The sequence below is a fragment of the Priestia sp. FSL H7-0729 genome (assembly GCF_038005685.1).
In the GTDB taxonomy this organism is placed as follows: Bacteria; Bacillota; Bacilli; order Paenibacillales; family Paenibacillaceae; genus Paenibacillus.
In genome coordinates this window covers 170,786-196,191 of sequence record NZ_JBBOTQ010000002.1, presented here as the reverse complement: position 1 = coordinate 196,191, position 25,406 = coordinate 170,786, and the positions used below count along the sequence as shown (strand labels likewise).

Sequence of the window (25,406 nt, the reverse complement as noted above, 5' to 3'; positions counted from 1 at the left end):
CGGTGGGCGTGCCTAAATACTCCGAACGAGTTTTGAGACACACCCTAATCGATATAGCCACCTGCACGCAAAAACCGGGCAATCGCTGGTTTGTTCATCATGGCACTATCCGAACGATACTCGGAGAAGTTCACACGTGGTAGGCTGCTGTACTGTTCCGTCAGTCCCTTGTCCTGGTGCTCCGGCAGGATCACATAATACTGCGCATCATATTGGTACGTACGCGGCGCTTCAAAAGGCGAGATCAACACTTCATGTAATTTCTCGCCTGGACGTATTCCCGTTACCTTGTAATCGAAGGATGGGCGACCTGCCTGTTCCAACATGACGGATGCAAGTTCCGTCATCTTGCAAGCTTTCATTTTCATCACAAACGTCTCTCCACCCACGGCCGCCTCAGCTGCCTTGAGCAGTAAATGTATAGCTTCGGTACGTGTCAGGAAAAAACGGGTCATGCTTTTATCCGTAATAGTCAGGCTCTTGCCTTCATCAATCTGACGACGGAACAGGGGCACGACACTTCCGCTGGTTCCAAGCACATTGCCGCCGCGAATGCAGACAAACCGGGTACCTTCACTCAGCCAATTGGCACGGATCATCATTTTTTCACCCAAAGCCTTCGTCATGCCATATACGTTAATCGGATCTACTGCCTTATCGGTGGACACATCAATGACTTTGGGAACCTGCATACGAATCGCAGCCCGAATAATATTCTGCGTCCCAATCACATTGGTCTTGAACGCTTCATCCGGCTGGTCCTCGCAGACCGGAACATGCTTCAGCGCAGCCAGATGGAAGAGCACATCCACGCCTTTGCAGGCATCTTCCACTGCCCGATAATCCCGGATATCCCCAATGATGAATCGCAGACGCGGGTCATGGTTGAACGCACGCTGCATCGCAATCTGGGCGTATTCATTACGTGACAGAAGGCGAATCTCAGCCGGGTCCTGCTCCAGCAGTACCTCAGTCAGCTTTTGACCCCAGGAGCCCGTTCCTCCAGTGATCAGAATCGTTTGTCCTTGAATCATGGATGAATCCCTCCCTGATCAGATCATGAATTCGCGTAGTACCTGTGCCATCTCATCCCGGCTTAACCGGTCTTTGGGTGGTACCTTTTTGATTGAAGTATTACTCGAATGCACGATGTTGACATAATTGCGCGGAGCAAGAAGCTCATGCGGCAAATCGATGACGTTACCATGTGTGCCTCTGCCCGGAAGCTTGACCCGGTAACCTGTTGCGTATTCAGCGGTCTGATATAAATAAACATAGAATTGTGGAGAACGGTGAAACGCTGGTGCCATCTCGTTATTCACACTGTCCCACAGGTATCCGTTCTGATTGATCAATGCCATCGTCTGCGGCTGTGGCTGAATATCGTAGAGTTGTTGAACAAAGGTTTTATGATACAGGTCATCCGAATCCAGGCGGGCAATATAGAGTTGCTCCGCACCTTCAGCAAACGCCAAAATGGCACGCACACTCTCAATATTGGTTCCAAAACGAATATTGGAAGGAAGCGGCTCCTGATCTGCAAGAATCTCCCGCATCAGGTCCCCCGATTCCTTGGACAACTTCACCACCGTAAGGAAATCCTGATTTGTCTGTGCCTTCAGACAATGCAATGTGAACGTACGGAAGATGCTCATCCGACGCTCCAGCCACTCCCGCGTCAAGCGCTGCGGGTCCATCCCGTAATTGTTAAAATTAATTTCGATCACAACTTTCCTGGACATAACATTCCTCCTCATGTACGCTGCAAGTTCCGCTTGCGGATACAGACTGTTTTCATAGTTTTGATGCCGTCTTCCTATGAGACATTTCTATTACATTCTGATGATTTCCAAGCAACATCTCCTTTTGAATCCAGCACTCTATAGCGTATGAAACGTTAATAGAAGCGGTACCGACAGATGTACTAACTTTCATATAAATAGATTGATATATACCAAAAGAGGCTGCCTGCGGGTCGAACGTACATATCGTTAACGTAACTGACAACATAGAATAGAGCAGTTCAATTTTCAAAGGGGGTACCACTGGAATGAATTCGATTTACCTTGAATTACAGGATGTACTTGATCAACTTGAAGCGGCAATCATGGAGCAACGACCGCTATCTCTTGTACGAGTCGGCGATGGCGAGAATATCGTCATGTCTCAAGAAACCGTGTGGACCACAGAACAGATCCTTCAGGAGCGTTGGGCCAAGAAAGCAAACTTAGGACAAAAGGGACTTCATCTCCCCAACACGAAACTCCGGGATGAAGTCGCCTCTTCCTTGCAACGTGCGGATATCGTGGGCATTCTTCCTCGTGGTGACAGTACCATTAATGCTCCGGATTATCTCAAAAGACCCCTGACCGACATGGTATTTGCACACTTTGGCATCGTTCCTCCAATGACTTGTCATGCCTGTGTCAATCGGGAATTGGCGCAAAACCCGCGTTTCTGGCAGATGCTCGCAGGCAAGTGTGTGTTACTCGTTACTCGTGAGACGGAGGCACTCCGTGCCACGCTCGAACGTGAGCCGTACAATCTGAACATTGTGAATGCACTACCCTTTGACAGCTATGATCAAATGGATGAAACGCTGCACTGGATTCAGGATAATCAACATATTTTCGATGTCGCTCTCTTCTCCTGCGGTGTCAACGCGGTTATTCTTGCTGAGCGAACAGCTGCACTCGCAGGCAAAGTTGCCATCGACTTTGGCAAAGCCAATAACATCATTCTGAAAGGCCGAGCCAACTGATCCCGGAACAGCTCCGGACTTCAGATTCGTGAGTTGTATCCAATTATGAAGATGCTTGTACGGCAAAAACCCCTGGCTTCTTGAGCCGGGGGTTTCTTGCTGAGCGCTGGTGGAGACCTATCGCTGCATTGTCTTGCCTTTCTGGGGTATGAAGCGAACTCTGCCGTCAACAGAAACGATGTTGAAGCACTCTGCCTATTCACATATACGTACTTCACAACTAGCTGGTAGCTGCAATACCGTATAACATCTCCGGCCCGGTTCTTACTGCTGTGGACACGCCCGAGATGAACGAAGTATACACACTTTCCAATGCTGGTGGTGCAGACAGATCCTGAGCAGTGAACGAATGAAACTCGGCACCTCCATTCTGTCCAATTGTACCTTCAGCACGGTAGATCACATAAAAGGGGTCGTATAGGAAACCTCGTACCAGTTCCACAACAAAGGTATCTCCCAGTTCTCCCGTAACGCCTACTGTCCCGTTCAATGTAATAATGGGATTCACCACGCCTTGCGTCTGAAGACCAATGGCGCCGAATGCTTCCGGGGATGGACCTAGTGATAAACCGGGCTGTCCTACCGTTCCCGAGTTCATCGAAGTTCTCATATCGAGAAACACGCCCATGAGTAACACCTCCAATGCTATGGGATACCATATCCTATGAATCTCACAACTCTTCGGATTGGATGTATAGCAGATTCCATGAACCTATTTTTATTTGTCGACTGTTAATGGTATATTGAACTGCATAACGAAATGAACGGATCGTATGCACACAAGCGGTACAGGCTGTTCAGAAGGAGATTACTATTCATGAATAAACGCAAACGTCCAACAGGCAAAACATCATCGGCATCGGCCAAGGGGAAAACTTACGCAGGTTCATCTACAGCACGTTCCGGTAAGTCTAACTTCTCATCTGCCAAATCATCCGGTGCTTCCGCATCACGCAATACAGAGGATAATAAAAAGCCATTAGCCGCTAAATCATCAGCCGCACCGAAAAAAGGCGGAGGTAACAAATCCAAAAACGCCAGTGCTTCCAAACGACCGGGCAATTCCTATTACCGCAAGCAGGAACCACCGCGCCAGTACAAAGTAACCGAACCGGATGAACTGTTGAATTTCTTGCTGCAACATCTGAAGTCTGGACGGAATGCCGTGAAGTCCATTCTGGGTCGCGGACAGGTATCCGTGGATCAGAAAGTCGTAACCAAGTTTAATGAAGCGCTGACGCCAGGTCAGATTGTCTACATCCGCAAAGAAGGTGCAGTCGCAGCCCCATCCTTGACGGGTATTAACATTTTGCATGAAGACGATGATATCATTGTGATCCGCAAGGAAGCCGGACTGTTGTCCATTGCCGCTGACAAGACGGATGACCTGACGGCTTATCGCCAACTGACAGAACATGTACGCCGCACCAATCCGCTCAACCGGATCTTTGTCGTACATCGTCTGGATCGGGATACATCGGGTGTAATGATGTTTGCCAAAAGTGAAGAGGTACAACAGAAGTTGCAAAACAACTGGAAAGAAAATGTGCAGGACCGTGTCTATGTTGCCCTTGTTGAAGGTGCAGTAGCCAAAGAAGAAGGCACCATCTCTTCCTGGCTGAAGGAAACCAAAACACTGAAAATGTACTCCAGCTCGCGTCCGAATGATGGACAACATGCCATTACTCATTACAAACGTCTGAAGTCGAACCGTGAGTTCTCCCTGCTGGAAGTACGTCTGGAGACAGGTCGTAAAAATCAGATTCGTGTGCATATGGAAGATCTCGGACATCCGATTGCCGGGGACCGAAAATACGGCGCACGCACAAGAGACCTTGGCCGTCTCGGACTTCATGCTCGTATACTCTCGTTTATCCATCCCACAACGGATGAGCTGATGTCATTCGAAACAGATATTCCGAAACCATTCCTGTATCCGTTCCGTGCAGATGCTCCACCTGCGAAATAACTGCCTATTTAGTGTGTGTCTATAGAAAATATAGAAAATTCCACTGATTCAATGATCATGCCTGAAAGGAGGAACGGACATTGAAAAACCTGTTAATTACCGGTTACCGGGCACATGAATTGCAGATTTTTGGCCAGAAGCATGAAGGTATTCCTTTTATCAAAAAGGCCATCTCTTCCCGGCTCACGCCTCTTGTCGAAGATGGTCTGGAATGGGTGCTGACACCGGGACAATACGGTGTGGATCTGTGGGCCTGTGAAGTGGTGATTGAACTGAAGAAGACGTATCCGCATCTAAAGCTGTCGATCATCACTGCCTTTCAGAACCCGGAAGAGCAATGGAAAGAAGACAAACAGGAGTATTACCGTTCCATCCTCTCGGGTGTGGACTACTACGGTGCGATTAGCAATCAACCTTATATCGGGCCGTGGCAGTTCACTGCACGGGATGACCTGTTGCTGCGCAAAAGTGATGGTCTTCTGCTTGTCTATGACGAAGATGCCGGGGAAGGCAGTCCCCGTTTTATGAAGGAAAAAGCCGTAAAGAAACAACAGAACGAAGACTATACGATTATCAGTGTCACTTCAGAGGATATCCAGTCGGTAGCCGAGGATGAGCGTATGAATGATATGGGAGACTTCGACGATTCTTCATTCTGATTCATTGTGTCTCCGTATAGTTTGTCAGAGGTCATCCATGTAGAGCGATTATCAGAGGTGCATAACATTTCGAATGACGTACATATGTTTTTTTTCGAGGCAGGTTGGGTATAAGTAGTATTATAACTGCGATGATATGTCGTATGGGATAAGGGGAACTGCAACCATGACAATTACGCCAGAGCAGCGCATTCAACTGCATGGATTCAACAACCTGACCAAGTCGCTCAGCTTTAATATGTACGATATCTGTTATACGAAAACCAAAGACGAACGCGAAGCTTACATTGAATATATTGATGAACAATATAACGCCGACCGGTTGAGCAAAATTCTGAACAACGTCTCCGACATCATCGGAGCCCACGTTCTTAACGTTGCCCAGCAGGATTATGTACCTCAAGGTGCGAGTGTGACGATGCTGGTCTCGGAAGGTCCAATCGTGGAGATCCCCGAGGAATCACTCGATGAATCTCCTGGTCCATTGCCCGATAATGTAGTCATGCAACTCGACAAAAGCCATATTACGGTGCATACCTATCCGGAGTTCCATCCGAGCGAAGGCATCAGTACCTTTCGTGCGGACATCGATGTCTCCACCTGCGGTGAGATTTCACCGCTCAAGGCGTTGAATTATCTAATCCATTCCTTTGACACGGACATCATGATCATGGATTATCGTGTACGTGGATTCACGAGAGATACGAGCGGACGCAAGTTGTTCATTGACCACGAGATCGGTTCCATTCAGAACTACATTCCGGATGAGATCAAGAGCAGCTTTGACATGATTGACGTGAACGTCTATCAGGAGAATATTTTTCACACCAAATGTAAACTGAGAGAATTCGATCTCGACAATTATCTGTTTGGATACACCAAGGAGAAGCTGAGCAAGAAGGAACAACAGGAGATCACCGAATGGCTGAATCTGGAGATGGATGAGATCTATTACGGCAAAAACATCAATCGTCCCTCTTAAGAAGGCGTTCCAAGGCTGACCGATAGAGGACAAGATTTAAGACAAGCGATCATGAAGGCAGTTTTTTTCCTTACAGGAGACTCCGACATGGGCTTGTCTTTTTCTTTGCTCATGTTGACAGTGTGCAACAATGTTTTCTATTATAAAGAGTAACTGTATTACTCTGCAGTGAAGGAGACTGAGCCCGTGATCGAAACCAATACGACCAGACGTAACGAATCCTTGTTACAAGCGCTTACTGCACAACACAATGCCATCACCAATAACATTGCCAATGCAGACACGCCCAACTACAAAAAGAAAACGGTAGAGTTTCAGGAAGAGCTGAGACGGATCGTTGAGAATGGCAAGACAGATCAGCTCGCCATGAAGCGGACTCATGAGAAACACTTCCCTGTCAGTGATCCCCACTCTTCGATCGTACAGTACCGAATTGTCGAGAACAACGAAACAGCCATGAACAATAACAACAATAACGTGGATATTGACATTGAAATGGCGAACCTTTCGGAGAATCAACTCATGTATAACTACATGGTTGATCGGGTCAGCGGACATTACAAAAAAATGAAGAATTTACTGAATGATCTGAAATAATGAATGTACAAGCAGCCCGAAATGGCTGCTTTTTTTTGTGATTTTTCCCCTGAGTACAGCTCGTTTAGTGCCATTTTTCGGTATCTGCTCCTGTTCGTAGTATAATGGGAAGAAACGATTGATTTCATATCGAACAAAAGAGGTGCAACATGGCTCCACGTCATTTAAATGGTTTTCAAGGTTCCAAAGTGAGGCTTGCGGCTCCATGCCCGGAAGATTGCATGCGGCTCTCCCGCTTCACGGACGATTACGAATATCTGCGCAACATGGATACGGATATCGCTATTCCGCTAACGCCGGATGAAACGGGTTCTTCGTCTGTCCGCCGTGACAACGGTTTTGAGTTTGCCTTACGAACACTGGAGGGCAATCGATTTATTGGCTTCACGGCCCTCTACCGGATCGAATGGAACAATCGATCTGCTCGTTTGGCCATAGGTATTGGCGAAGAGAACGATCGGGGTAAAGGATACGGCAGTGATGCCCTTGCGCTCATTCTTCGATATGGATTCCACGAATTGAACCTGAACCGGATTGCGCTGGAAGTCATTGAATACAATGAAGCCGCGAGACACGCGTACCTCAAAGCCGGATTCCGGGAAGAGGGACGCCAGCGTTCTGCAGTTTTGCGGGATGGCATGCATTATGACCTGATCTCGATGAGTATTCTTGCGGAAGAATGGTCGGCACAGTCTCAGCTTCCCTTGTCATTCCAGTCTACCCGTACACCTGAATCCGGGAGAGTCGCCGCGGGTAGTTTCTCACAGCGTTATGCGAACGAACAAGCTGCGCTGTCCCTGTCGGAATTAAGTTCAGATCCAAAAGCTGAGTCTGACATTTCGCCTCGTATCGGCGTGGGCGCGGTCATCCTGAATGAACGAGGCGAAGTGCTTCTCGCCTGGCGGAATCGTCAGCCCCAGCAGCACACCTGGAGTATTCCAGGTGGGAAAGTAGATCCCTATGAATCTTTGGAGACTGCCGTCATCCGTGAAATCAAGGAAGAAGTCAATCTGGATATCGCCATTGACCGTCTGCTCTGCACGGCGGAGACCATCCAGCCAGAGCAGAAGGAACATTGGATATCCGTGCTCTATTCCACCAAGGTGATTGGCGGCCATGCTCGTAATCTGGAAGAAGGCGGAGCCATTGGTGAGATCGGTTGGTTCCCGCTCCATGATCTGCCCTCTCCACTCGCCTGTTTTGCCGTACCTGGGCTGGAAGCTGTGAAGAAGCTATATAACCAGAATTAAGCTTGGAGGTGCTTGCAAGTGTTGAAGATTCCGCTTCCTCGACCTGTACCCTTCATTCTGCATGAATCGAGCTCCCAATATGATTGGAAAGGCAACGGCTGGCTATCACTGAAAACATTCCGTAACGGAAAAACGCTCTATGAAGCGGGTCGCGGTCACTTCGCAGTCAACAATGAGAACTATCTACTTCTGAATGAAGGTCAGGAATATAGTCTTCACATCGATTCATCTACTCCAGTTGAATCCTTTTGCATCTTCTTTCCTACTGGTTATGTGGAAGAGATTAGCCGAAATCTGATTAGTAGTGATCTTCGGCTACTTGATGAGCCGTATAGTTATTCACCCCCAAGCAAGATGGAGTGGATAGAACGTACATACGTGATGCATAATCGGCTTGGCGTAGCCCTGAATCATTTCCGTAACTTGTACAGTCAAGACATGCTCGATTCCTGGGCAACAGAGGAGCAGCTTCATCAGCTCGCCGTTCAGATGTTGGATCTACACCGTAACATTCAACAAGAGATCAACGAACTTGATATGATCAGACGTTCAACCAGAGAAGAGTTATATCGAAGGGTCTATATCGGGCATGAGTATATCTCCGCCTATTATGATCAGCCGTTAACCCTTGAACAGACTGCAGCAGCTGCACAACTATCCGTGAATCATTTTCTACGAAGTTACAAAAAGCTGTTCGGCACTTCACCCCATCGTTATTTGACTGAATGCAGACTACAAGCTGCGAAGCGACTTTTACTTGATACGGACAAGTCTGTCACCAATATCTGTTATGATGTGGGGTTCGAAAGTCTCGGATCGTTCAGTTCATTATTTACCAGACGCTTTCATAGCTCCCCTTCCCAGCTGCGGGCAAAAAGGTGATTATGAAGAAGAACCTCTGAAGAGTAACATTTATAATTAAATTATCTCATCAGATGGAGGTATTTCCTTTATGAATCATACAGAACAGATGAATCAACTATTTCAGGCTGCACAGGCTGGAGATGTGGCCAATCTGCAATTATTGCTCGCTTCTCACCCGGAACTCACCAATACTGAAAATCAGGATGGGTTAACTCCGCTGGGGTATGCCTCTCATTATGGACAAGCAGGAGCAGTTCGTCTTCTTCTGGAGCATGGAGCCGATGTTAACGCCCTTTCTCATTCGAAGATTTCCTTTATTCCGTCCAATACTGCCCTGCATGCCGCGCTTGCGGGAGAACGTTCGCCTGAAGTTATGCGCCTTTTACTCGAACACGGGGCAGCCACGAACATTCTGGACAGTGATGGACAATATGCGCTACACTCGGCAGCATTTCATACGGATCAGATCAAACTTATCGAGATGTTACTTCTGCATGGAACTGATCCCAATGCACTGAACTCAGCGGGCCAGACCGCATTGGATATTTCACTTGAACGTGGTAACACGTCTACAGCTTCATGTTTGCGAGCAGCCGTTGCAACGCAACAGCAGTAATGTTTAGCTAGCTTGGACAATAACATGAACAACCGCCAGAACTCTTTTTGCAGTACAAAGAGAAGGTCTGACGGTTATTTGTGTTGTCCCCTACGTTCTCGTATACATACGAAGTTCAACTTCTATAGAAACCGCAATACATTATATTTTTTTCAGAAAACAAGAACCGTTTGAGTCCTTACACGGTCTAATACTCAACATATCCATGAAAGGAGGAGCCATGTGACCCCTACTCAGCTCACCATTGCCGCACAAAAAGGGGATGCCGAGGCTTTTGCAGCCTTAATGGAATTGCATCAGAGTCGACTGTACCGAATCGCCTATGCCTACCTGCACAACGAAGGTGATGCGCTGGAGGCCATCCAGGAATCAACCTTCCGGGCATTCCGTAAACTTAAAAAATTAAAAGAACCATCCTACTTTGGCACTTGGCTCATCCGCATTCTGCTCAACTACTGCGCAGACGAACGCAAACGTAAAAGTCGATTCAGTCCGGATACTACAATTCATGAACCCAGCAGTTGGGATCGTCCTGCCGACCCTGATCTTGCTGCCGCCGTATCCAACCTGGATCGGGATTGCAAACAGATTATTATCCTGAGTTATTTTGAAGGGTTCTCCCTAACCGAAGTTGCCGACATTCTGGAAATCCCGACCGGAACCGTCAAATCCCGCTTACATCGGGCACTCGGACAGCTCCATAATCAACTTGAAACGAAAGGAGATGTATCCTCATGACGGATGAACAACAATCATTTGACGCATTGGAAGAACGGCTGAATGTTCGCAAGACGGAGTACGAAACCATTCCTGTGCCCGATGCCGCCTTTCAGGCTGTGCAGTCCGGAATCCGCCAAGCTGCACGCAAACGCAAGTCTCGACTGCGCTGGTATATGAGTTCCATCTCGGCAGCGGCCCTCATCCTGCTGTTTACCGGATGTATCCGTGTCTCTCCCGCTTTTGCCTCCTTCGTGGAGCAATTGCCCGGCATGGAAGGTGTTGTGAGCATGATTCGTCAGGATAAAGGACTGATGATGGCGATTGATCAGTCCCTCTTACAGAAGGTCGGGGTAACCGATGAGCATGATGGTGCTTCCGTGACCGTTGAAGGCATTATCACAGACGAGTCACGCATGGTTATTTTTTACACGATGAAAGGCATGAAAGATCCCGAGAAATTCAACTATGATATCGATCTGCTCGATGAGAACGGTAAAGATCTGCCTGTTGCCTTTGGTTATTCTTCACCTAAACCGACTTCAGACGAGAATGTGTATGAGAATATGATTGACGTCATTTTCACAGATGAAGCCTCTCCTCCTGAGGAGCTAAGCGTTGTGTTTAAGTCCAGAGATACAGCAAGTGCTGAAGAGTGGAAAATGACGTTCCGGGTAGACAAGAATCTTACCAAAGCCATGAAAAAAGTCATTCCTGTGAATCAGACGTTAACAGTGGATGGACAGCGTATTGATGTGAAACAGGCTACTCTGTATCCCACACGTCTTGTCCTTGATGTGAATTTTGATCCTAAAAATACCAAGAAGGTATTTGGCCTCAGCGATCTTCAACTGGTTGATGAGCAAGGGCGCGCGTGGAGAACAGATACCTCAACCGGTGAGGATGAACGTTCCATTTACTTCGAAAGCATGTACTTCTCCATACCAAAAAAGTTGACGTTACAGGGATCTGGCTTCTCCGGTTTGGATAAAGAGGATCTGGATCTATCCCTTGATCTGAAATCACACCGGATTACAGGTGGCCCATCTGGATTGAAGATGCTTGGCAGCAAGGTCGAAGGCAAAGATCTAATTATCGACTTTTCTGTTGCTGGCAGTATGAACGGCGGTTACGTTCTGGCTTTCAGGAAAGTTACAGATAGTGATGGGAAATCATATGAAGTTCCTGGCTCCAGTTGGAGTAGTGGGGATGGGACGGATGACAGTCATACGATTGTTTCTTCTACTATCAAAAATGGAGCCAAATTAAAAGGGGAAGTGAAGATGAACATCTCCACCTATCCGATGAAAGTAAAGTCCCCCTTCTCATTGGACATTCCTGTTAATCCTTAATTTTCACCCATAGGCTGTGATTATCGCAAATATTCTATATAATGGAAACATTCATTATTACGAGCAATGATGTTCATAGGGAAGGTGTGTTTAGATATGAATCAACGTTCCATCCGTTATCCGCAGCCACTCGCTCCGGGAAATACCATCGGTGTGGCAGCACCCTCCAGCGGTGTAGGCGAATCCCTGCACCATTATCTTGAGGAGAGCAAACGCAATATGGAGCGTCTTGGTTTTGACGTGTTGGAAAGTCCATCGCTCCGCCAGAACATCAAATGTGTGAGTGCCTCCAAAGAGCAACGCGCAGAAGAGATGAATGAATTTTTCCACAATCCAAATATTCAGGCCATTATCCCTCCATGGGGTGGAGAGTTCCTGATGGATATCCTGCCCCTGCTGGATTGGGAAGCTTTGAACACGTTGCCGCCCAAATGGGTCATGGGTTATTCGGATATCAGTACCTTTTTATTCGCATACACCCTGCTCACCGGCACAGCGACAGCACACGGCACCAATTATGTGGATCTAAGATCAAATGCCCTCGATCCTGTGACTGCGCGCTGGATTGATGTATTACAGACCCCTTACGGCGGACAGATCACACAATCTTCTTCCACACATTATCAATCGGCATGGAAAATGGAACTGCCTGGATTTAACCTGGATACACCCTCACGCTGGAAACAGCTCGGACACTCGGAAGATGCAGATACCGCTGTGAGGTTCTCCGGTCGGCTGATCGGTGGCTGTATGGATACCATCACCTGTCTGATTGGCACCCCGTATGCACCCGTTCAATCCTATTTGGAACAGTATTGTGCAGACGAAGGAACCATCTGGTATCTGGAGAGCTGTGAGATGAACGCCGGGGATATCTATCGTCATCTGTGGCAGATGAGACAGGCTGGCTGGTTTGCAGGCGTGAAAGGTTTCATGTTCGGCCGACCTGCGGGTTATTCCGATACAGCGGATTTCAATTTTACCGATGCCTTATCCTCTGCACTTGGGGATCTGGATGTGCCACTACTATACGATGTGGATCTCGGCCATGTTCCACCCCAGCTCACCTTTGTGAATGGAGCATTGGGTAAAGTTGCTTATGGACATGGACGCGGCAGCCTTGAGATGGCGTTTGTGTAATCACCTTTTGTAGGCAGATGCATACCTTGAAGTAAGAACTTATTTTGAGGAAGGGTTGTGCATCATGTCTGAATCCACATCCACGCCATCCACACGTGTCGTGTATCAAGCCAATCAACCGATGCTTCAATCCGTGCAAAGTGTGCGGAATATGCTTCATCATACAGCCCGGCAGCATATAGGCAAGAAGGTACACGTCCAGAACATCGATGGTCAAGTGTGGGAAGGTGTCATCATCAGTGCAGACCGGGGGATTTTGTATCTCCAGGTTACCCCGATGCATGGATACCCTGAACCGCGTGCCTTGTTTGGACCAACGATTTTGCCGCTTGTGCTGTATGAGTTACTGGTTATCACCCTGTTGATGTAGGGGGATTGTTCCTCATTATCCTTTTATATTCGAACCTGTTCCACGAAGCTTCGCTCCTGAGATCTTCAAGTCTTAGGAACGAAGCTTTTTTATCGTCATAGCGACGGTGCGGTATGATTCTTTGCGAGCGTGTGAAATATGATACAATGGTGTCGCACCACCCCATATCACTTATGAAACGGAGCTTGATCCGGTTGGAATACATACGTCATGATTCATCACCCGTATCACAAGTCGAGACGGGTATGATTGGCAGCAATCCTACTGAACAATCCCGCGTGATTGCAATCTGTCTGCTCGCAGGCAAAATCATGCTGCAAAGCGGCGGTGAGACCTACCGTGTGGAAGATACGATGAAACGTATGGCCGCAGCGCTGGGTTTACCCCATTCACACAGTTACGTTGTACCGACAGGCATCTTCTTCTCTGTTGATGCAACCGAACCCGCCAAGCTGATTCGTATCTCCGAGCGTACGACGGATCTGGACAAGGTATCCGAGGTGAACGCAGTCTCCCGCCGTATTGGACAAGGTGAGCTATCCGCCCAGGAAGCCCATGATCTGTTGATACAGATCGAAGGCAAGCCTTCCTCCTACTCAACGGCTGTGCAGCTTACGGCCGCCGCGTTATCCAGTGGTTGTTTTACCATTATGTTTGGCGGGGGCTGGAGCGACTTTCTTCCGGCGCTGATCTGCGGGGGGATAGGTTATGCAGCCGTTATTGCCTTTCACCGGTTGGTACGGGTCAAATTTTTTGCCGAGCTCACGGCATCTTTCGTTATTGGCATACTCGCTTTTCTCCTGATCTACATGGGAGTCGGGCATGAACGTGACAAAATTATAATTGGTTCGGTTATGCCGCTGGTTCCGGGGCTGCTGATTACCAATGCTGTACGTGACCTGATGGCCGGACATCTCGTATCCGGATTATCCAAGGGAGCCGAGGCATTTCTGACCGCCTTTGCCATAGGTACCGGCATTGCAGTTGTATTTTCACTTTTTATGTAAGACGGAGGAATGCAGGATATGCTCCATTTTATTGAACAAGCCTTAACCAGTTTTGTCGCTTCAGCTGCGTTTGGAATCATCTTCAACGCACCACGGCGCATGTTGCTCCACGGTGGATTTGTCGGCATGATCGGCTGGATGATCTATATCGTGCTTGAATATGCAGCGGATGCGGTGCCTGCTACCCTTGCAGCGACCATAGCCGTCGGTGTCATCAGCCAGGTGTTCTCTCGCATGTTTCGTGCACCCGTTATCATCTTCAGCGTTGCAGGGATCATTCCTCTCGTTCCTGGTGGGCTGGCGTATAATGCGATGCGAAGTTTTGTGCAAAATGACTACAGTGCCGCCATGGAGATGGCTGCCAAGGCACTCATGTTATCCGGTGCTATTGCCGTAGGCCTGGTGTTATCCGAGGTATTAAACCAGATGATACGCCGAATTCCCACCTCGATCCGGACCAAATCATCATTGAAATGATTATTTTTCATATATTTAACTCACGTAAGGCCCGTTAGCACACAGGATGAACTCTTGTATGCCAGCGGGCCTTACGTATCACTTTTTTCGATCTTTTTACTTCACGAACGTATTCTTCACACGTACCGACTTCAGGAAATACGGGATGAAGATACAGCACGTCAGAATGGATCGCACGATCAGCTGAAAAGCCGGAGTTGCATCAAGCACATGCTGTTCTCTTGGGATTTCATTTCGCGCAATCAGAATCCAGGTCACGATGCTTATAATCACATTCATCGTATACAACACCATCATCATACGTGGAAACTGTCTCTTCCGTTTATATAAAAGAATGAGGTTTACGATAACGATCATCAACAAAATGGTACTGCTTATGAATCCAAACCACAGGAGTGGACGAATCATCTCTGTGTAAATCTGAGGATCGACTCCACGCTCTCCTTCCCATCTGGCAGGGTCCATAATGACATTCACCTGCGATACATCCGAGATGAGAAACACCAACGCAAGCCAAAGACTAATCTGGATTAAAATAAGCCATCCGCCCAAGCCGGAGATACCAGGCCTTTCCGGTCTAATACCGGTTTTGGGTTGCAGCGAGTTCATATCCGTATCTGTATCCGAGTCCCTGTATCTACGTTCCATTGCATCCTCCTTGTACATTAGATAAAAAAACATATTATACATTAAAATCCGGATTCGGTGTACTTTAGTGGATGAACGGAGCGTTTGGGCCTATGTTCTCCTCGCTTGGACGTTTATCGCATCGCACGATCCATTATCGTTGCAAACAAATCCGCTGCAACACCACTTCCTGACCTCATATAATGTTCTGCATCCGTATGGTCAAATCCCATCCAGACCGCCGCAGTCCAGTTACTCGTATAACCTACAAACCACAGATCCCGATTGGCTTCCCTTCCCACACCAGGTAATGCAGCCTGTGTTGTTCCTGTTTTACCCGCCACCTTGTGCTGACCTAAATTTGCACGGCTTCCTGTTCCCTGACTGACTACATTTTGCAGCATTCTGGTCATGTCATTCGCCGTGCCAGAGGAGATTACCTGCTTATTTTCCGACTTGTGATCATAAATTGTTCGTCCACGGGAATCTGTAATCTGGCGTATCAGATGGGCTGTATTGAACTTGCCATTATTCGCAAACACGGTATAGGCCTGCGCCATCTTCATTGGTGACACCCCCTGATGCACACCTCCCAAGGCAATCGAGAGGTTAAGATCTTCTTGCCCCAGTTCAATACCGAGCCGTGCGGCAAATTGATGTGCATCGTGTAGTCCAGTCTCATGAAGCAGCCATACGGCTGGGGCATTGATGGACTTTTGCAGGGCTTGGGACATTGATATTGAACCGCTGTATCGTCCCCCCAAATTGCTAGGCTGATAGTTTCCATAACTCATGCGTTTATCCGGCAATATGCTCTCTGGCTTGAACTTTCCCGACTCCAACGCAGGGCCATAGGCAATAATCGGTTTAAACGAAGAGCCTGGCTGCCGTGCATCCATAATTGCCCGGTTGATACCCCCCTTCGAAGGATTACGTCCACCCATCATCGCTCTCACTTCACCGTTATGCTGGTCGATAATAACCATACTTGCCTGGACCTGCTCATCTTGACGATCATCGGGGAATCGGGTATTGTCTGCAAATGTTTCTTCCATCGCCAGTTGCGCCTGTTGGTCTAACCCGGTTTGAATAACCCAACCTGCCGATTGAATCTCCGCTTCACTTCTGCCTGTGAGCCGAGAAGCCTCCTGAATCACAGCATCCACGGCTGACACATATGCGGGCTGGCTCAAACCCGGTGAAGTTGTTGCAATTAACATTGTTTCAGGAGGCGTGTAATCGACGCTACGGGCTTCGAGCATCTGCTTTCGTGTAATAAGTCCCTGTTCATGCATGAGTCCAAGGATAACGGCACGTCTTTGTTTGGAAAGTTCAGGATGATCTACTGGATTGTATAGAGATGGACCTTTGGGCATACCTGCCAATGTAGCGATCTGCCATAGTTCCAACTGGTACATATCCTTAATTCCGAAATATCGCCAAGTTGCCGCCTTTACCCCATACTGCTGACGTCCCATGTAGATCTGATTTAGATACATTTCCAGAATTTCATCCTTGCTGTACTTCTTCTCCAAGGCCATTGCAATCGATATCTCATTCACCTTTCGAATCAACGTCTTATCCCCATTCAAATACAGATTCCTTGCCAGTTGCTGCGTGATGGAGCTTCCTCCCTGACTCAGATTCATATGTATAATGTCTTGCACAATGGCCCTGCCGAGTCCGATGTAATCCAGTCCATCATGGTTGTAGAAACGTCGATCTTCTGTAGCCAAAAAAGCCATCTTTAATAAGTCCGGCATGGCGTTCAAGTCAGCATATTCGGAATAGCCTTTGGTCTGCGTGTGCAACCTCGAAATTTCGTCCCCCTCTGCATTCGTAATAATGGTTGAAGAGGCCACCTGCATGGCCTCTGGACGATTGCGAAGCATTCCTTCACCATAAGTAATCAGATAGAGATAGAAAAGCGCCAACATCAAAACTCCAACCACTGCTGCATCGAATACATAATACATCCATCGCTTGCTCCTGCGCTTCAACATTCAGGCTCCTTGTGTACCCGTTCAATAAAAACTCCACGTTCCTGTCCATCCCGTTGAGTAATATCCAGAGCATGTTGAAGCAGCAATGTCTGTTCATACGCCAACCTGACCCAATGCTGAACTTCCACCTCGTCCTGACAGCGCCCTTGGATGATCTCATCCAGAGAGGAACGGATGCCGTATAGGGTAAGCTTTATCGGTAAGTCAACCTGTGCAGAACTAGTCTGAGCATTCTCCTTGTCTTCTTCCTCATGCAGAAGAAACGCAATCGTATTCAGATTGGCAGCAATTTGTTTTAGTTCACCACCACTTAGAACCTCAATTCTTCCAGGATTGTGGCCCAAGGCAAGTTCGGCTGTTCCGCGCGCAAGTTGACTGAGATCTTCCGCAATCTTCTGGGATCGAATCCAGAAAAAGATCGCAAACAAGGCTCCACCAATGAAAAGGAAGAACGGCTTTGTGCCGATATGGTTGATTCCCCAGTTCATCATACGCGTTATCCATGCTGTATCAGGAAGGACATGGTTATGCGCAAATCGTAGCACGTGATAAACGACAAATAGGAGCGCTGCGCTCAGTAACGCGCTTGCTCCTCCAATGTATATGTATCTTAGTCTTACAGTACTGAATCGGGACTTCATATTCGGTATCCTCCTCTATACAACAATATGGTAGTAGAGGTAGCATACCGAATATTTCTTAATGAGGAAGTAGTTAACTTCTTACCAAATTCTTAATTATTATTCTTCTGAGTAATTACTTGGTGGAGCAGCAGTTACAGGGAATCGGGTAACAAAATCCGTTCTGCCATTTTCACTGTAGGCAGCGATACTTCCTCGATGTAATTCAATCATCGATTTGGCAATCGCCAGGCCGAGACCCGTACCTCCCGTTTCCCGGGAACGGGATTTATCCACACGATAGAATCGATCAAATAGATGGGGCAGATCTTGAGCCGGAATCGGTTCACCATAATTACTGATGCGGACTACAGCCTCTTTACCTTCAAGGGCCAGTCCGATCTCCATTCGTTTACCTTGCGAACCATACCGAATGGCATTGCTGAACAGATTCTCATACGCTCTTACAAGCTCCCCCGGAGCAGCTTGTATCCATAGTGGCTCTTGCCCGCCGATGATCTTGTAGGTCATGCCAGCATCCTCCAGCATGGGAGCAAACTCTTCAGCCAGCTGCATCAGGAACGAATTCAGATTCAACGCTTCCAAGGACAACGGAAGACTCCCGCCACTCACACGCGTATATTCGAACAAGTCATCGATCAACTTACGAAGAGTCAGGGATTTCTCATAGGCAATGCTAACGTAATAGCGCATCTCGATCTCATCCTGGTAGCGATCCTTCTCAATGTACTCCAGAAATCCAAGAATGGAGGTTAGAGGAGTTCTCAGATCATGTGATATCCCCGTAATAAGATCATTTTTGGCAGCCACCGCATTACGCTCTTCCTGAAGAGATAACTGCAATTGTTCAGCCATCTGATTAATGCTTGCAGCAACCACTCCGAACTCATCCGAGGTCTTCACTTCGATGCGATGGGATAGCTCTCCTTTGGCAACCTCCTGAATTCCTGCCGTAATTTCATCCAGAATCTGCATCACCTTGCGAGAGAACAGGAAAAAAAACAGCACAAAACTGAGCACGCCTACCACAATCATCAAAGGTACCGAACCGATATGATTCACCAACCACCTGATCCCTTGGGCCGGAATGGAATAATCCGGATATGTCTGGGCTTCCAGAATGGTCTGTCCCACCTGACTGCCCCCATACAAAATAGCTGCAGTTAGTATGCCACTCAGCAGAAATGCATAGATAAATTTCCATCGGACTGTATTAATCAGCTTTGAATTCATAGTCGGGACTCCCTGCATGTGTTCATGTCACATGACATCCTGTGGATGTACATGTTTATTGCGGTTTGATCATCTTGTAACCAACACCCCATACCGTCTGAATGAACTTGGGATGTTTGCTATCGAGTTCAATCTTCTCACGAATCTTGCGAATATGCACCATGACGGTATTATTCGACTCCATGAATTCTTCCTTCCAGACTTGGCGATAGATCTGTTCCATACTGAGTACTGAACCCTGATGCCGTGCCAGTAATTCGAGAACAGCAAATTCACGCGGAGTCAGACGAACCGGCTGCTCATCCACCCAAACTTCATGTGTATCGGTATTAATGACCAGATCATCAATAACCCACTCGTGCTCTTTGTTCTCCCGACCTTCATTGAAGGTATGATATCTGCGCAGCTGGGATTTAGCCCGTGCGACAAGTTCAAGCGGGTTAAACGGTTTGGTCACATAATCATCAGCACCAATGCTTAACCCGGTGATTTTATCCATATCCATACTTTTGGCGGATAGCATAATAATCGGCATTTTCTGCTCTTCCCGAATTTTCATACAAGCTTCAATACCGTCCATATTCGGCATCATCACATCCAGAATAATGAGATCGATCGACTCTTTTTTCAATTGTTCCAGTGCTTCAATCCCATCATTGGCAGTGAGAATCCGATAACCCTCGTTGCCAAAATAAATTTCCATCAGTTTAATAATCTCCTGCTCATCATCCACAAGCAGAATGGTTGCTGGCTGTGCCACGGCATTATTCCTTTCCCTTCCATAATTCATGATCTGTTCAAAGTATACCACCGAGGGATGAAACTGCGAAAATCATCGTGATCTTCACGGACACGCTCGCACTTGGTCATCATCTCATAAGCCTCTTCCAGCTTCACCTGCTGAATCCATACCACACCAGAATCGTTGGTTATTTCACGTATAACGTGCAGTATCGTCGGTCTATTCACGCTTTAACTCATGATGTTTCCTGTAACATGCTTATATGTATTCCATTCATTTCTATTTAAAAAGCACTGATTCGGGTTCTTTGCCCGTCAGGGTTAGCATCGTATACAATTGTCCCCTGTGATGATATACATGCCCCATAATCTCAAGCAACCACTCCAGCCGACTATAGGATGCTCCCCAGTACGAATCCGTCACTTGCAGTAATTCTTCCGTGTTAAACTGCCTGTACCGTTGGTATAGATACATCTGGTTATCAATCAAAGCCTGCTTGATCTCACGGAGCGAATGTACCTGATTTTCTGCGTAGAATTGAGCCATCTCTTCCTCCGATGCACCTTCGGAAATATAAACATCCGCTCGGCAGATCACAGACAGATGGGCTAGTAGTTCTCCAACAGGCCGTTTACCTTCAATTGGAGTCAAGGCCAAATCTTCTTCCGACAGCTGATCGCATATATCAATCAACGATGTCACGGCCACGTCAATATGTTTGAACGCAGATTGAATCAACAGACACACTTCCTTTTCATCCCATTATACAGAACATATGATCGCTTTTCAACCAAGATATCCCTCCCTAATATATAAACGAGCTATATACCAAATCTAACAATCTACGCACAAAAAAGTCCTGACTCCTTTTTATAGACGGGATTCAGGACATTTTGTTGCTTGTATGAGTTCAGATCATTGCTCAACTTGAGTATAACGAACAATACGTTTGCTCGAATCGCCCAGCCTCCAGGTCAGACTTACGAATGAAAAATTGCAGCTCCCCGCAATCCCACCATTGGAAACCTATGGCATCATGTGTATCTATCTTCAACAGCAGCAGCGTATCGGATAGTTCCTGCCATGTCCGATCCTCATCTCCGCCGTAAAGCTTGGTCAGCTTACTTTCACACGCCTGCTCATTATAATCGTACGCTTCGCCCAGTGCGATCTGTAACAAGGCCCGATGCTCGGCATCCGGATGCTGCCCGTCAGGATATCCAAACATACCACCCCAGTTCAGCGTACTTGGATGATTCCAGCTTGACTCAAATTCAAGGTATCGGTCATACAGACTTACTTCCGCTTCGGTCTCATCGGTCTCAAGCTTAGGCTCCGAGAGTTCATTCAGCGCATTGACGTCAATATATGCATATGTAGGAAACTCAAGATTAGGCAGCACAGTCACCGAATGTGCAACAAAGGATGCTCCATCCAGCGCGGTATCCCCTTCAGGTTCTCGCCTTATGAGGTTATGAGAACTCGGCTCAAAAATCACACGATGTTCAATGGGACTAGCAGATTCATCCGTGCCAACGAAAAAGTATAACATTCCACGTTCAGGCAAAGTTCCGCGCCCATCATTCGGCGTATACGGCGACAAATCCACCAGGTTCAACTGGGCCAGGAAAGTCATTGGAACGCCTTCTTTGGTTACAGGCCATTCCATACGACTCGGCAAATCCGGATGTCCACCCACACGTGAGTTTCCTGTCCTGCGATATTCGTCCAGTGTGGACACATCGAGGCGAATTCCCCAGCGGCTTGAGGACAACAGCAGATCGGCAGCAACTCCCAAACCATATTCCTCAAGTGTTTTACGGGCTTTTCTGGTCAGACGTTCACATTGTTCTGGCTTAATCATATAGATCCTCCCCTTCAGACAATACACCTATGCTGAGACATATTCAGGTTCACACCTGTATATTCTTCCGCCCGGACGTCTTTCCCTGCTTCTATATAAATTGAACTTAAGAATATTTTACACTTACCACTCCGATGACAGAACAACCTTCCGATCGCTGTTATCCCCAGAATTTTTTAGATTCACCTTTGCAAAGGTAAAAATCCGGGGATAGCGTATGCTTCCGATGTAGCTTTCTTGCAGAAAGCTTGTAGGCGAACCGTGTGCTTCCGAAGCAGCTTTCTTGCAGAAAGCTTTTAGCTTTGCTTCTTCAGATTCTTTCTGTCCTCTACGTCCTCGTGTAAATGTGTAGTTCAATTTATATAGAAAAAAGAGACTGACATTCCTTGTCAGTCTACTTCTTTACCCAATATTCCATTTAACGATTTGGATCAGAAGAATTTTCCTGGTAAGCACGCATATGCTCCTCACCGTCCAGGAATTCATGGGCCTGATGAGCTGCCATCACACCATGATAGCTGATATCCAGACCCAGATCCTCTTCTTCTTCTGTTGAACGTACAGGCACAATTTTGCCAATCAGCTTTAACCCGATCCAGGTCATGGCGAATCCCCAGATGACCAGGGCTGTAAGGCCAAGTGCCTGAACGCCCAGCAACCTCCAGCCGCCGCCCATAAATAATCCACCATCGGTGGCAAACAAACCTACCGCAATCGTGCCCCACATTCCGGATGCGGCATGCACCGGGAAAGCACCAACCGGATCATCAATCTGCCGACGGTCCAGCCAGTTGGTGGCAGCCATCATCAATAAGCCGGATACGGCCCCAATGAATATCGCGGCTACATCCCCAACAAAAGCACAGCCTGCCGTAATTCCGACCAATCCCGCAAGCGAACCGTTAATGACCGATGGTGCATCTGAACGATTGAAGCGGAATAACGTGTACAGCAACGTAACTGCACCGCCCGAAGCCGCGGATAACATCGTGACAATCGCAATGTGACCAATTCTTACATCCGTCGCGCTGAGTGTACTACCCGCATTGAAGCCAAACCAGCCGAACCATAACAGAAATGCACCTACAGATGCCAGTGGCAGATTGCTCGGGAGTGCAATGGCACTTACGCCAAGTGGCGTGTATTTGCCTTTACGCGGACCAATGATAATTGCGGCAGCCAGTGCCGAGAATCCACCCAGTGCATGGATGACGGCAGAACCGGCAAAGTCCTGCATTCCTAACTGACTAAGCCAGCCGCCGCCCCATGCCCAGTGTCCACCAATTGGATAGATAATCGCCGTCATCAAAATGATATACAGAAGATAAGCACGGAAGTTGATCCGTTCGGCTACCGCTCCTGAAACGATGGAAATAACGGCAATAGTGAAGGCCGCCTGGAACAACCAGAATGTCTCCAGAGATACCGGCACGTCCAGATGAGACAAATCCCCATTCAGGAAAAATCCTGTTACACCCATAAAACCACCAACGTCTGAACCATACATGAGTCCAAAACCGATAGCGTAAAATAACAACGTTCCAATCGTAATGTCTGCAAAAACCTTCATAATAATGTTCACACTATTTTTATAACGCACAAAGCCAGCCTCGAGCAGAGCGAATCCACCCTCCATCAATAAAATCATCGCTGCACTCAGTACGACCCAGACCGTATCAATCCCGGTGCTTAACGTCTCCAAAGTCATGCTTGTACATCCTCCGTTTCACTAAGCTGTCTGAGCTCACGGATTGTATCAGGCGCAAGCTCAATCTCGTCACGCTCAATGCTGTCCGGATGTTTAATTCGTTCTGCGATCTGATCCAATTCACGTATACGTCTGCGAATCTGTTCCATCTTGCGAAAACGTTCCTTCACCTGAACCATATATTCCACTGCCTGATGATGGGATGCAGGGCGTCCCGCAAACCATTTGCGTACGGTCGACAACGATTGATAAGCGATCTCTTCCGCTCGACGCTTTTGTTCGAACTGTTCGATCTTCTGTTTGAGCGTTTGAATCTCTTTTTCTTTTTTGACCTTCAGCCGTTCGATAAGGTACAATAAATCGGACGATGATATTTGCAATGCTGTATGGTGATACACCTCGTCGATTACTAACATATCATGTCAGGACTCCTTACATCTAAAGTTACTTGTTACCGATTATAGTTTGCCGGGGTCTGCCCGTCAATCTTTTTTTGGAGTTGGTACTTATTGAAATGAACCGTTCATCAAGAATGGCTTTTTTTATTTCATTTTGAATTCATCTAACAAAGTTAATTAGTGCTACATTTTACATTCACTTATTCCAATCTCTATGCTTATAGAGTAAGCATCCACATTTGGGGTAATGGACATACACAGCGAACATCATGATAGAAACCATCTATAGGGAGAGGATTTTACAATGTTTACTCGTAATGACGATATACGCAATCAAATTTGGGATACCATCTCCGGATTAGACGAAGAGCAATTGAACCAAAAACCTTCACCCGAGCAATGGAGTATTATGCAAGTACTACGACATCTGAATCTGATGGAAAATGTCATTGGAAAACAAGCCCGCCTGGCCCTCGAGAAGGAACAGACGGTGTCTGTGGACAAAAAACCATATGAATTATCGTTGGACTGTAGCCGCTCCATTGAGGCACCGCCCCACCTTCAGCCTCCAGCAGCGCCTGAGGCACTCGCACATGTACGCAATGATCTGGACGAATCCCACCAAGCGTTAAATAACTTTGCATTAGATCATGACCCTGACCTGCTGCGCAGCAAGTCCTTTCCTCATCCCGTATTCGGTGAGATGGATCTTATCCAATGGATTGACTTTGCAAGTTATCATGAGGAGCGTCACCTGGGACAGATTCAAGGGATTAAACATCAGCTTGGTGTATGAATAGCACCTCCATTTCTCATAGAGAGCACAATATTGGAACGACAAAAAAACCTCCAATCCTATTACTTTAGGTTGGAGGTTTTCCGTGTTCTTATTTCAGGAATAAGAACGACACTTATATTTTTTTGCCCAAAATCGCCAGATCTCTATTCATGCCATCCAGCACAGCCACTTCGGGATAATATCCCCACTGTTCAAAACCATGCTTGCGCAATAATCCCAGACTCGGTTCGTTATGCCCAAAGACAAATCCAAGAATGGTCGTAATGCCCAGTGCAGGACACGCCGCAAATACGGTTTCGAGCAAACGTCCGCCGGCCCCAATTCCGCGACATTGCTGATCCACGTATACACTAACTTCCACCGTTCCATTATACGCAGGTCGTCCATAGAACGAGCTGAGACTTGCCCAAGCCACCACATGACCTGCCTGCTTCATCACCCAAAGCGGACGATAATCCGGTGAATGCTCCTCGAACCACGGAACACGTTGCTCCACTGTCAACGGTTCCAAATCCGCTGTTGCCATACGGCCCTCAATGGTAGAATTATAAATTTCCACAATCCTTGGCAAGTCCTCCAGGCGCGCATATTCAATCTGCACATCTTCCAGTTTCATCGCTATTCCTCCAT

The 25,406-nt window shown here is 47.3% G+C and carries 29 protein-coding genes and 1 pseudogene; 16 read left to right on the top strand and 14 right to left on the bottom strand.

Translation table 11 applies throughout. The annotated features are described in order from the left end of the window. Positions 1–44: 44 nt before the first annotated feature. The gene (locus MHH93_RS07200) at positions 45–1,034 is read right to left on the bottom strand and encodes an SDR family NAD(P)-dependent oxidoreductase (RefSeq protein ID WP_500053467.1); all 990 of its coding nucleotides are present in this window, start codon (positions 1,032–1,034) and stop codon (positions 45–47) included. 18 nt (positions 1,035–1,052) lie between these two features. After that, positions 1,053–1,742: a glycosyltransferase gene (locus tag MHH93_RS07195; RefSeq protein WP_440387611.1), complete on the bottom strand. Its 690-nt coding sequence runs from the start codon at positions 1,740–1,742 to the stop codon at positions 1,053–1,055. A gap of 308 nt (positions 1,743–2,050) precedes the next feature. Here MHH93_RS07195 and MHH93_RS07190 point away from each other — a divergent pair, with 308 nt between their 5' ends. Then, complete coding sequence (locus MHH93_RS07190) at positions 2,051–2,761, top strand: GT-D fold domain-containing glycosyltransferase (RefSeq protein ID WP_500053466.1); 711 nt, start codon at positions 2,051–2,053, stop codon at positions 2,759–2,761. A gap of 220 nt (positions 2,762–2,981) precedes the next feature. Here the strand turns inward: MHH93_RS07190 and MHH93_RS07185 are convergent, their stop codons facing one another. Further along, positions 2,982–3,389, bottom strand: coding sequence for a hypothetical protein (locus MHH93_RS07185; protein WP_440387608.1), 408 nt, complete (start codon positions 3,387–3,389; stop codon positions 2,982–2,984). A 189-nt stretch (positions 3,390–3,578) separates the two neighbouring features. On the opposite strand from MHH93_RS07185, the gene MHH93_RS07180 reads away from it, so the two are divergent. The 14 genes and pseudogenes from MHH93_RS07180 to MHH93_RS07115 all read left to right on the top strand — a co-directional run bounded on the left by MHH93_RS07180 (position 3,579) and on the right by MHH93_RS07115 (position 14,761). Continuing rightward, positions 3,579–4,730: an RluA family pseudouridine synthase gene (locus MHH93_RS07180; RefSeq protein WP_500053465.1), complete on the top strand. Its 1,152-nt coding sequence runs from the start codon at positions 3,579–3,581 to the stop codon at positions 4,728–4,730. Between the two features lie 80 nt (positions 4,731–4,810). Next, a complete protein-coding gene (locus MHH93_RS07175) occupies positions 4,811–5,389 on the top strand; it encodes an SLOG family protein (RefSeq protein ID WP_500053464.1) in 579 nt (192 codons plus the stop codon). Positions 5,390–5,555: 166 nt separating this feature from the next. After that, entirely contained in the window at positions 5,556–6,371 is an 816-nt protein-coding gene (gene speD, locus MHH93_RS07170; RefSeq protein ID WP_500053463.1) for an adenosylmethionine decarboxylase, read from the top strand. A 186-nt stretch (positions 6,372–6,557) separates the two neighbouring features. Beyond that, positions 6,558–6,968 (top strand): flagellar basal body rod protein FlgB, encoded by a 411-nt coding sequence (flgB, locus tag MHH93_RS07165; protein WP_500053462.1) that lies wholly within the window; start codon positions 6,558–6,560, stop codon positions 6,966–6,968. A 149-nt stretch (positions 6,969–7,117) separates the two neighbouring features. Further along, positions 7,118–7,606, top strand: a pseudogene (locus tag MHH93_RS07160) (GNAT family N-acetyltransferase); the annotation flags it as partial. 210 nt (positions 7,607–7,816) lie between these two features. Further along, positions 7,817–8,218 carry an NUDIX domain-containing protein gene (locus MHH93_RS07155; protein WP_500053762.1) on the top strand — a complete coding sequence of 134 codons (402 nt, stop codon included), beginning with the start codon at positions 7,817–7,819 and terminating at the stop codon, positions 8,216–8,218. An 18-nt stretch (positions 8,219–8,236) separates the two neighbouring features. Then, positions 8,237–9,100 (top strand): helix-turn-helix domain-containing protein, encoded by an 864-nt coding sequence (locus MHH93_RS07150; protein ID WP_500053461.1) that lies wholly within the window; start codon positions 8,237–8,239, stop codon positions 9,098–9,100. A gap of 70 nt (positions 9,101–9,170) precedes the next feature. Continuing rightward, positions 9,171–9,698: an ankyrin repeat domain-containing protein gene (locus MHH93_RS07145; RefSeq protein ID WP_500053460.1), complete on the top strand. Its 528-nt coding sequence runs from the start codon at positions 9,171–9,173 to the stop codon at positions 9,696–9,698. Between the two features lie 222 nt (positions 9,699–9,920). Then, positions 9,921–10,436 carry an RNA polymerase sigma factor gene (locus MHH93_RS07140; RefSeq protein WP_500053459.1) on the top strand — a complete coding sequence of 172 codons (516 nt, stop codon included), beginning with the start codon at positions 9,921–9,923 and terminating at the stop codon, positions 10,434–10,436. Further along, entirely contained in the window at positions 10,433–11,767 is a 1,335-nt protein-coding gene (locus MHH93_RS07135) for a DUF4179 domain-containing protein (protein ID WP_500053458.1), read from the top strand. Before MHH93_RS07140 ends, MHH93_RS07135 begins: the two co-directional genes overlap by 4 nt. 96 nt (positions 11,768–11,863) lie before the next feature. Further along, positions 11,864–12,907: a S66 family peptidase gene (locus tag MHH93_RS07130; protein WP_500053457.1), complete on the top strand. Its 1,044-nt coding sequence runs from the start codon at positions 11,864–11,866 to the stop codon at positions 12,905–12,907. Positions 12,908–12,971: 64 nt separating this feature from the next. Beyond that, positions 12,972–13,277, top strand: a complete 306-nt coding sequence (locus MHH93_RS07125) for a hypothetical protein (protein WP_076209411.1) — start codon at positions 12,972–12,974, stop codon at positions 13,275–13,277. A gap of 245 nt (positions 13,278–13,522) precedes the next feature. Next, on the top strand, positions 13,523–14,284 hold the full coding sequence (locus MHH93_RS07120) for a threonine/serine exporter family protein (RefSeq protein ID WP_500053761.1): 762 nt from the start codon (positions 13,523–13,525) through the stop codon (positions 14,282–14,284). A gap of 18 nt (positions 14,285–14,302) precedes the next feature. Next, the gene (locus MHH93_RS07115) at positions 14,303–14,761 is read left to right on the top strand and encodes a threonine/serine exporter family protein (protein WP_500053456.1); all 459 of its coding nucleotides are present in this window, start codon (positions 14,303–14,305) and stop codon (positions 14,759–14,761) included. A gap of 96 nt (positions 14,762–14,857) precedes the next feature. Here the strand turns inward: MHH93_RS07115 and MHH93_RS07110 are convergent, their stop codons facing one another. The 10 genes from MHH93_RS07110 to MHH93_RS07065 all read right to left on the bottom strand — a co-directional run bounded on the left by MHH93_RS07110 (position 14,858) and on the right by MHH93_RS07065 (position 23,995). Continuing rightward, entirely contained in the window at positions 14,858–15,409 is a 552-nt protein-coding gene (locus MHH93_RS07110; RefSeq protein ID WP_500053455.1) for a DUF2569 domain-containing protein, read from the bottom strand. Positions 15,410–15,522: 113 nt separating this feature from the next. After that, on the bottom strand, positions 15,523–17,364 hold the full coding sequence (locus MHH93_RS07105) for a transglycosylase domain-containing protein (RefSeq protein WP_500053454.1): 1,842 nt from the start codon (positions 17,362–17,364) through the stop codon (positions 15,523–15,525). Between the two features lie 20 nt (positions 17,365–17,384). Continuing rightward, positions 17,385–18,032, bottom strand: coding sequence for a hypothetical protein (locus MHH93_RS07100; protein WP_500053453.1), 648 nt, complete (start codon positions 18,030–18,032; stop codon positions 17,385–17,387). Positions 18,033–18,131: 99 nt separating this feature from the next. Beyond that, positions 18,132–19,265 (bottom strand): sensor histidine kinase, encoded by a 1,134-nt coding sequence (locus tag MHH93_RS07095; protein WP_500053452.1) that lies wholly within the window; start codon positions 19,263–19,265, stop codon positions 18,132–18,134. A 55-nt stretch (positions 19,266–19,320) separates the two neighbouring features. Then, positions 19,321–20,055, bottom strand: a complete 735-nt coding sequence (locus MHH93_RS07090) for a response regulator transcription factor (protein ID WP_500053451.1) — start codon at positions 20,053–20,055, stop codon at positions 19,321–19,323. Then, positions 20,052–20,234, bottom strand: coding sequence for a hypothetical protein (locus MHH93_RS07085; protein WP_500053450.1), 183 nt, complete (start codon positions 20,232–20,234; stop codon positions 20,052–20,054). The genes MHH93_RS07090 and MHH93_RS07085 overlap by 4 nt, the downstream gene beginning before the upstream one ends. 52 nt (positions 20,235–20,286) lie before the next feature. Continuing rightward, entirely contained in the window at positions 20,287–20,754 is a 468-nt protein-coding gene (locus MHH93_RS07080; protein WP_440387585.1) for a DinB family protein, read from the bottom strand. A gap of 175 nt (positions 20,755–20,929) precedes the next feature. After that, positions 20,930–21,871, bottom strand: coding sequence for a DUF1963 domain-containing protein (locus tag MHH93_RS07075; RefSeq protein WP_500053449.1), 942 nt, complete (start codon positions 21,869–21,871; stop codon positions 20,930–20,932). Positions 21,872–22,289: 418 nt separating this feature from the next. After that, positions 22,290–23,579 carry an ammonium transporter gene (locus MHH93_RS07070; RefSeq protein WP_500053448.1) on the bottom strand — a complete coding sequence of 430 codons (1,290 nt, stop codon included), beginning with the start codon at positions 23,577–23,579 and terminating at the stop codon, positions 22,290–22,292. Next, on the bottom strand, positions 23,576–23,995 hold the full coding sequence (locus MHH93_RS07065) for a hypothetical protein (protein ID WP_100527923.1): 420 nt from the start codon (positions 23,993–23,995) through the stop codon (positions 23,576–23,578). The genes MHH93_RS07070 and MHH93_RS07065 overlap by 4 nt, the downstream gene beginning before the upstream one ends. Before the next feature lie 286 nt (positions 23,996–24,281). Here MHH93_RS07065 and MHH93_RS07060 point away from each other — a divergent pair, with 286 nt between their 5' ends. Continuing rightward, positions 24,282–24,773 carry a DinB family protein gene (locus MHH93_RS07060; protein WP_500053447.1) on the top strand — a complete coding sequence of 164 codons (492 nt, stop codon included), beginning with the start codon at positions 24,282–24,284 and terminating at the stop codon, positions 24,771–24,773. A 115-nt stretch (positions 24,774–24,888) separates the two neighbouring features. On the opposite strand, the gene MHH93_RS07055 is transcribed toward MHH93_RS07060, so the two are convergent. Next, the gene (locus MHH93_RS07055; protein ID WP_500053446.1) at positions 24,889–25,392 is read right to left on the bottom strand and encodes a GNAT family N-acetyltransferase; all 504 of its coding nucleotides are present in this window, start codon (positions 25,390–25,392) and stop codon (positions 24,889–24,891) included. Between the last annotated feature and the right edge of the window lie 14 nt (positions 25,393–25,406).

What these genes read in the sequence shown, in the direction of transcription:
- MHH93_RS07200 (WP_500053467.1), bottom strand. Translation starts at nt 1,034, where the DNA reads ATGATTCAAGGACAAACGATTCTGATCACTGGAGGAACGGGCTCCTGG.
- MHH93_RS07195 (WP_440387611.1), bottom strand. Translation starts at nt 1,742, where the DNA reads ATGTCCAGGAAAGTTGTGATCGAAATTAATTTTAACAATTACGGGATG.
- MHH93_RS07190 (WP_500053466.1), top strand. Translation starts at nt 2,051, where the DNA reads ATGAATTCGATTTACCTTGAATTACAGGATGTACTTGATCAACTTGAA.
- MHH93_RS07185 (WP_440387608.1), bottom strand. Translation starts at nt 3,389, where the DNA reads ATGGGCGTGTTTCTCGATATGAGAACTTCGATGAACTCGGGAACGGTA.
- MHH93_RS07180 (WP_500053465.1), top strand. Translation starts at nt 3,579, where the DNA reads ATGAATAAACGCAAACGTCCAACAGGCAAAACATCATCGGCATCGGCC.
- speD (WP_500053463.1), top strand. Translation starts at nt 5,556, where the DNA reads ATGACAATTACGCCAGAGCAGCGCATTCAACTGCATGGATTCAACAAC.
- MHH93_RS07145 (WP_500053460.1), top strand. Translation starts at nt 9,171, where the DNA reads ATGAATCATACAGAACAGATGAATCAACTATTTCAGGCTGCACAGGCT.
- MHH93_RS07135 (WP_500053458.1), top strand. Translation starts at nt 10,433, where the DNA reads ATGACGGATGAACAACAATCATTTGACGCATTGGAAGAACGGCTGAAT.
- MHH93_RS07130 (WP_500053457.1), top strand. Translation starts at nt 11,864, where the DNA reads ATGAATCAACGTTCCATCCGTTATCCGCAGCCACTCGCTCCGGGAAAT.
- MHH93_RS07125 (WP_076209411.1), top strand. Translation starts at nt 12,972, where the DNA reads ATGTCTGAATCCACATCCACGCCATCCACACGTGTCGTGTATCAAGCC.
- MHH93_RS07120 (WP_500053761.1), top strand. Translation starts at nt 13,523, where the DNA reads ATGATTGGCAGCAATCCTACTGAACAATCCCGCGTGATTGCAATCTGT.
- MHH93_RS07115 (WP_500053456.1), top strand. Translation starts at nt 14,303, where the DNA reads ATGCTCCATTTTATTGAACAAGCCTTAACCAGTTTTGTCGCTTCAGCT.
- MHH93_RS07110 (WP_500053455.1), bottom strand. Translation starts at nt 15,409, where the DNA reads ATGGAACGTAGATACAGGGACTCGGATACAGATACGGATATGAACTCG.
- MHH93_RS07105 (WP_500053454.1), bottom strand. Translation starts at nt 17,364, where the DNA reads ATGTATTATGTATTCGATGCAGCAGTGGTTGGAGTTTTGATGTTGGCG.
- MHH93_RS07100 (WP_500053453.1), bottom strand. Translation starts at nt 18,032, where the DNA reads ATGAAGTCCCGATTCAGTACTGTAAGACTAAGATACATATACATTGGA.
- MHH93_RS07095 (WP_500053452.1), bottom strand. Translation starts at nt 19,265, where the DNA reads ATGAATTCAAAGCTGATTAATACAGTCCGATGGAAATTTATCTATGCA.
- MHH93_RS07090 (WP_500053451.1), bottom strand. Translation starts at nt 20,055, where the DNA reads ATGAATTATGGAAGGGAAAGGAATAATGCCGTGGCACAGCCAGCAACC.
- MHH93_RS07075 (WP_500053449.1), bottom strand. Translation starts at nt 21,871, where the DNA reads ATGATTAAGCCAGAACAATGTGAACGTCTGACCAGAAAAGCCCGTAAA.
- MHH93_RS07070 (WP_500053448.1), bottom strand. Translation starts at nt 23,579, where the DNA reads ATGACTTTGGAGACGTTAAGCACCGGGATTGATACGGTCTGGGTCGTA.
- MHH93_RS07065 (WP_100527923.1), bottom strand. Translation starts at nt 23,995, where the DNA reads ATGTTAGTAATCGACGAGGTGTATCACCATACAGCATTGCAAATATCA.
- MHH93_RS07060 (WP_500053447.1), top strand. Translation starts at nt 24,282, where the DNA reads ATGTTTACTCGTAATGACGATATACGCAATCAAATTTGGGATACCATC.
- MHH93_RS07055 (WP_500053446.1), bottom strand. Translation starts at nt 25,392, where the DNA reads ATGAAACTGGAAGATGTGCAGATTGAATATGCGCGCCTGGAGGACTTG.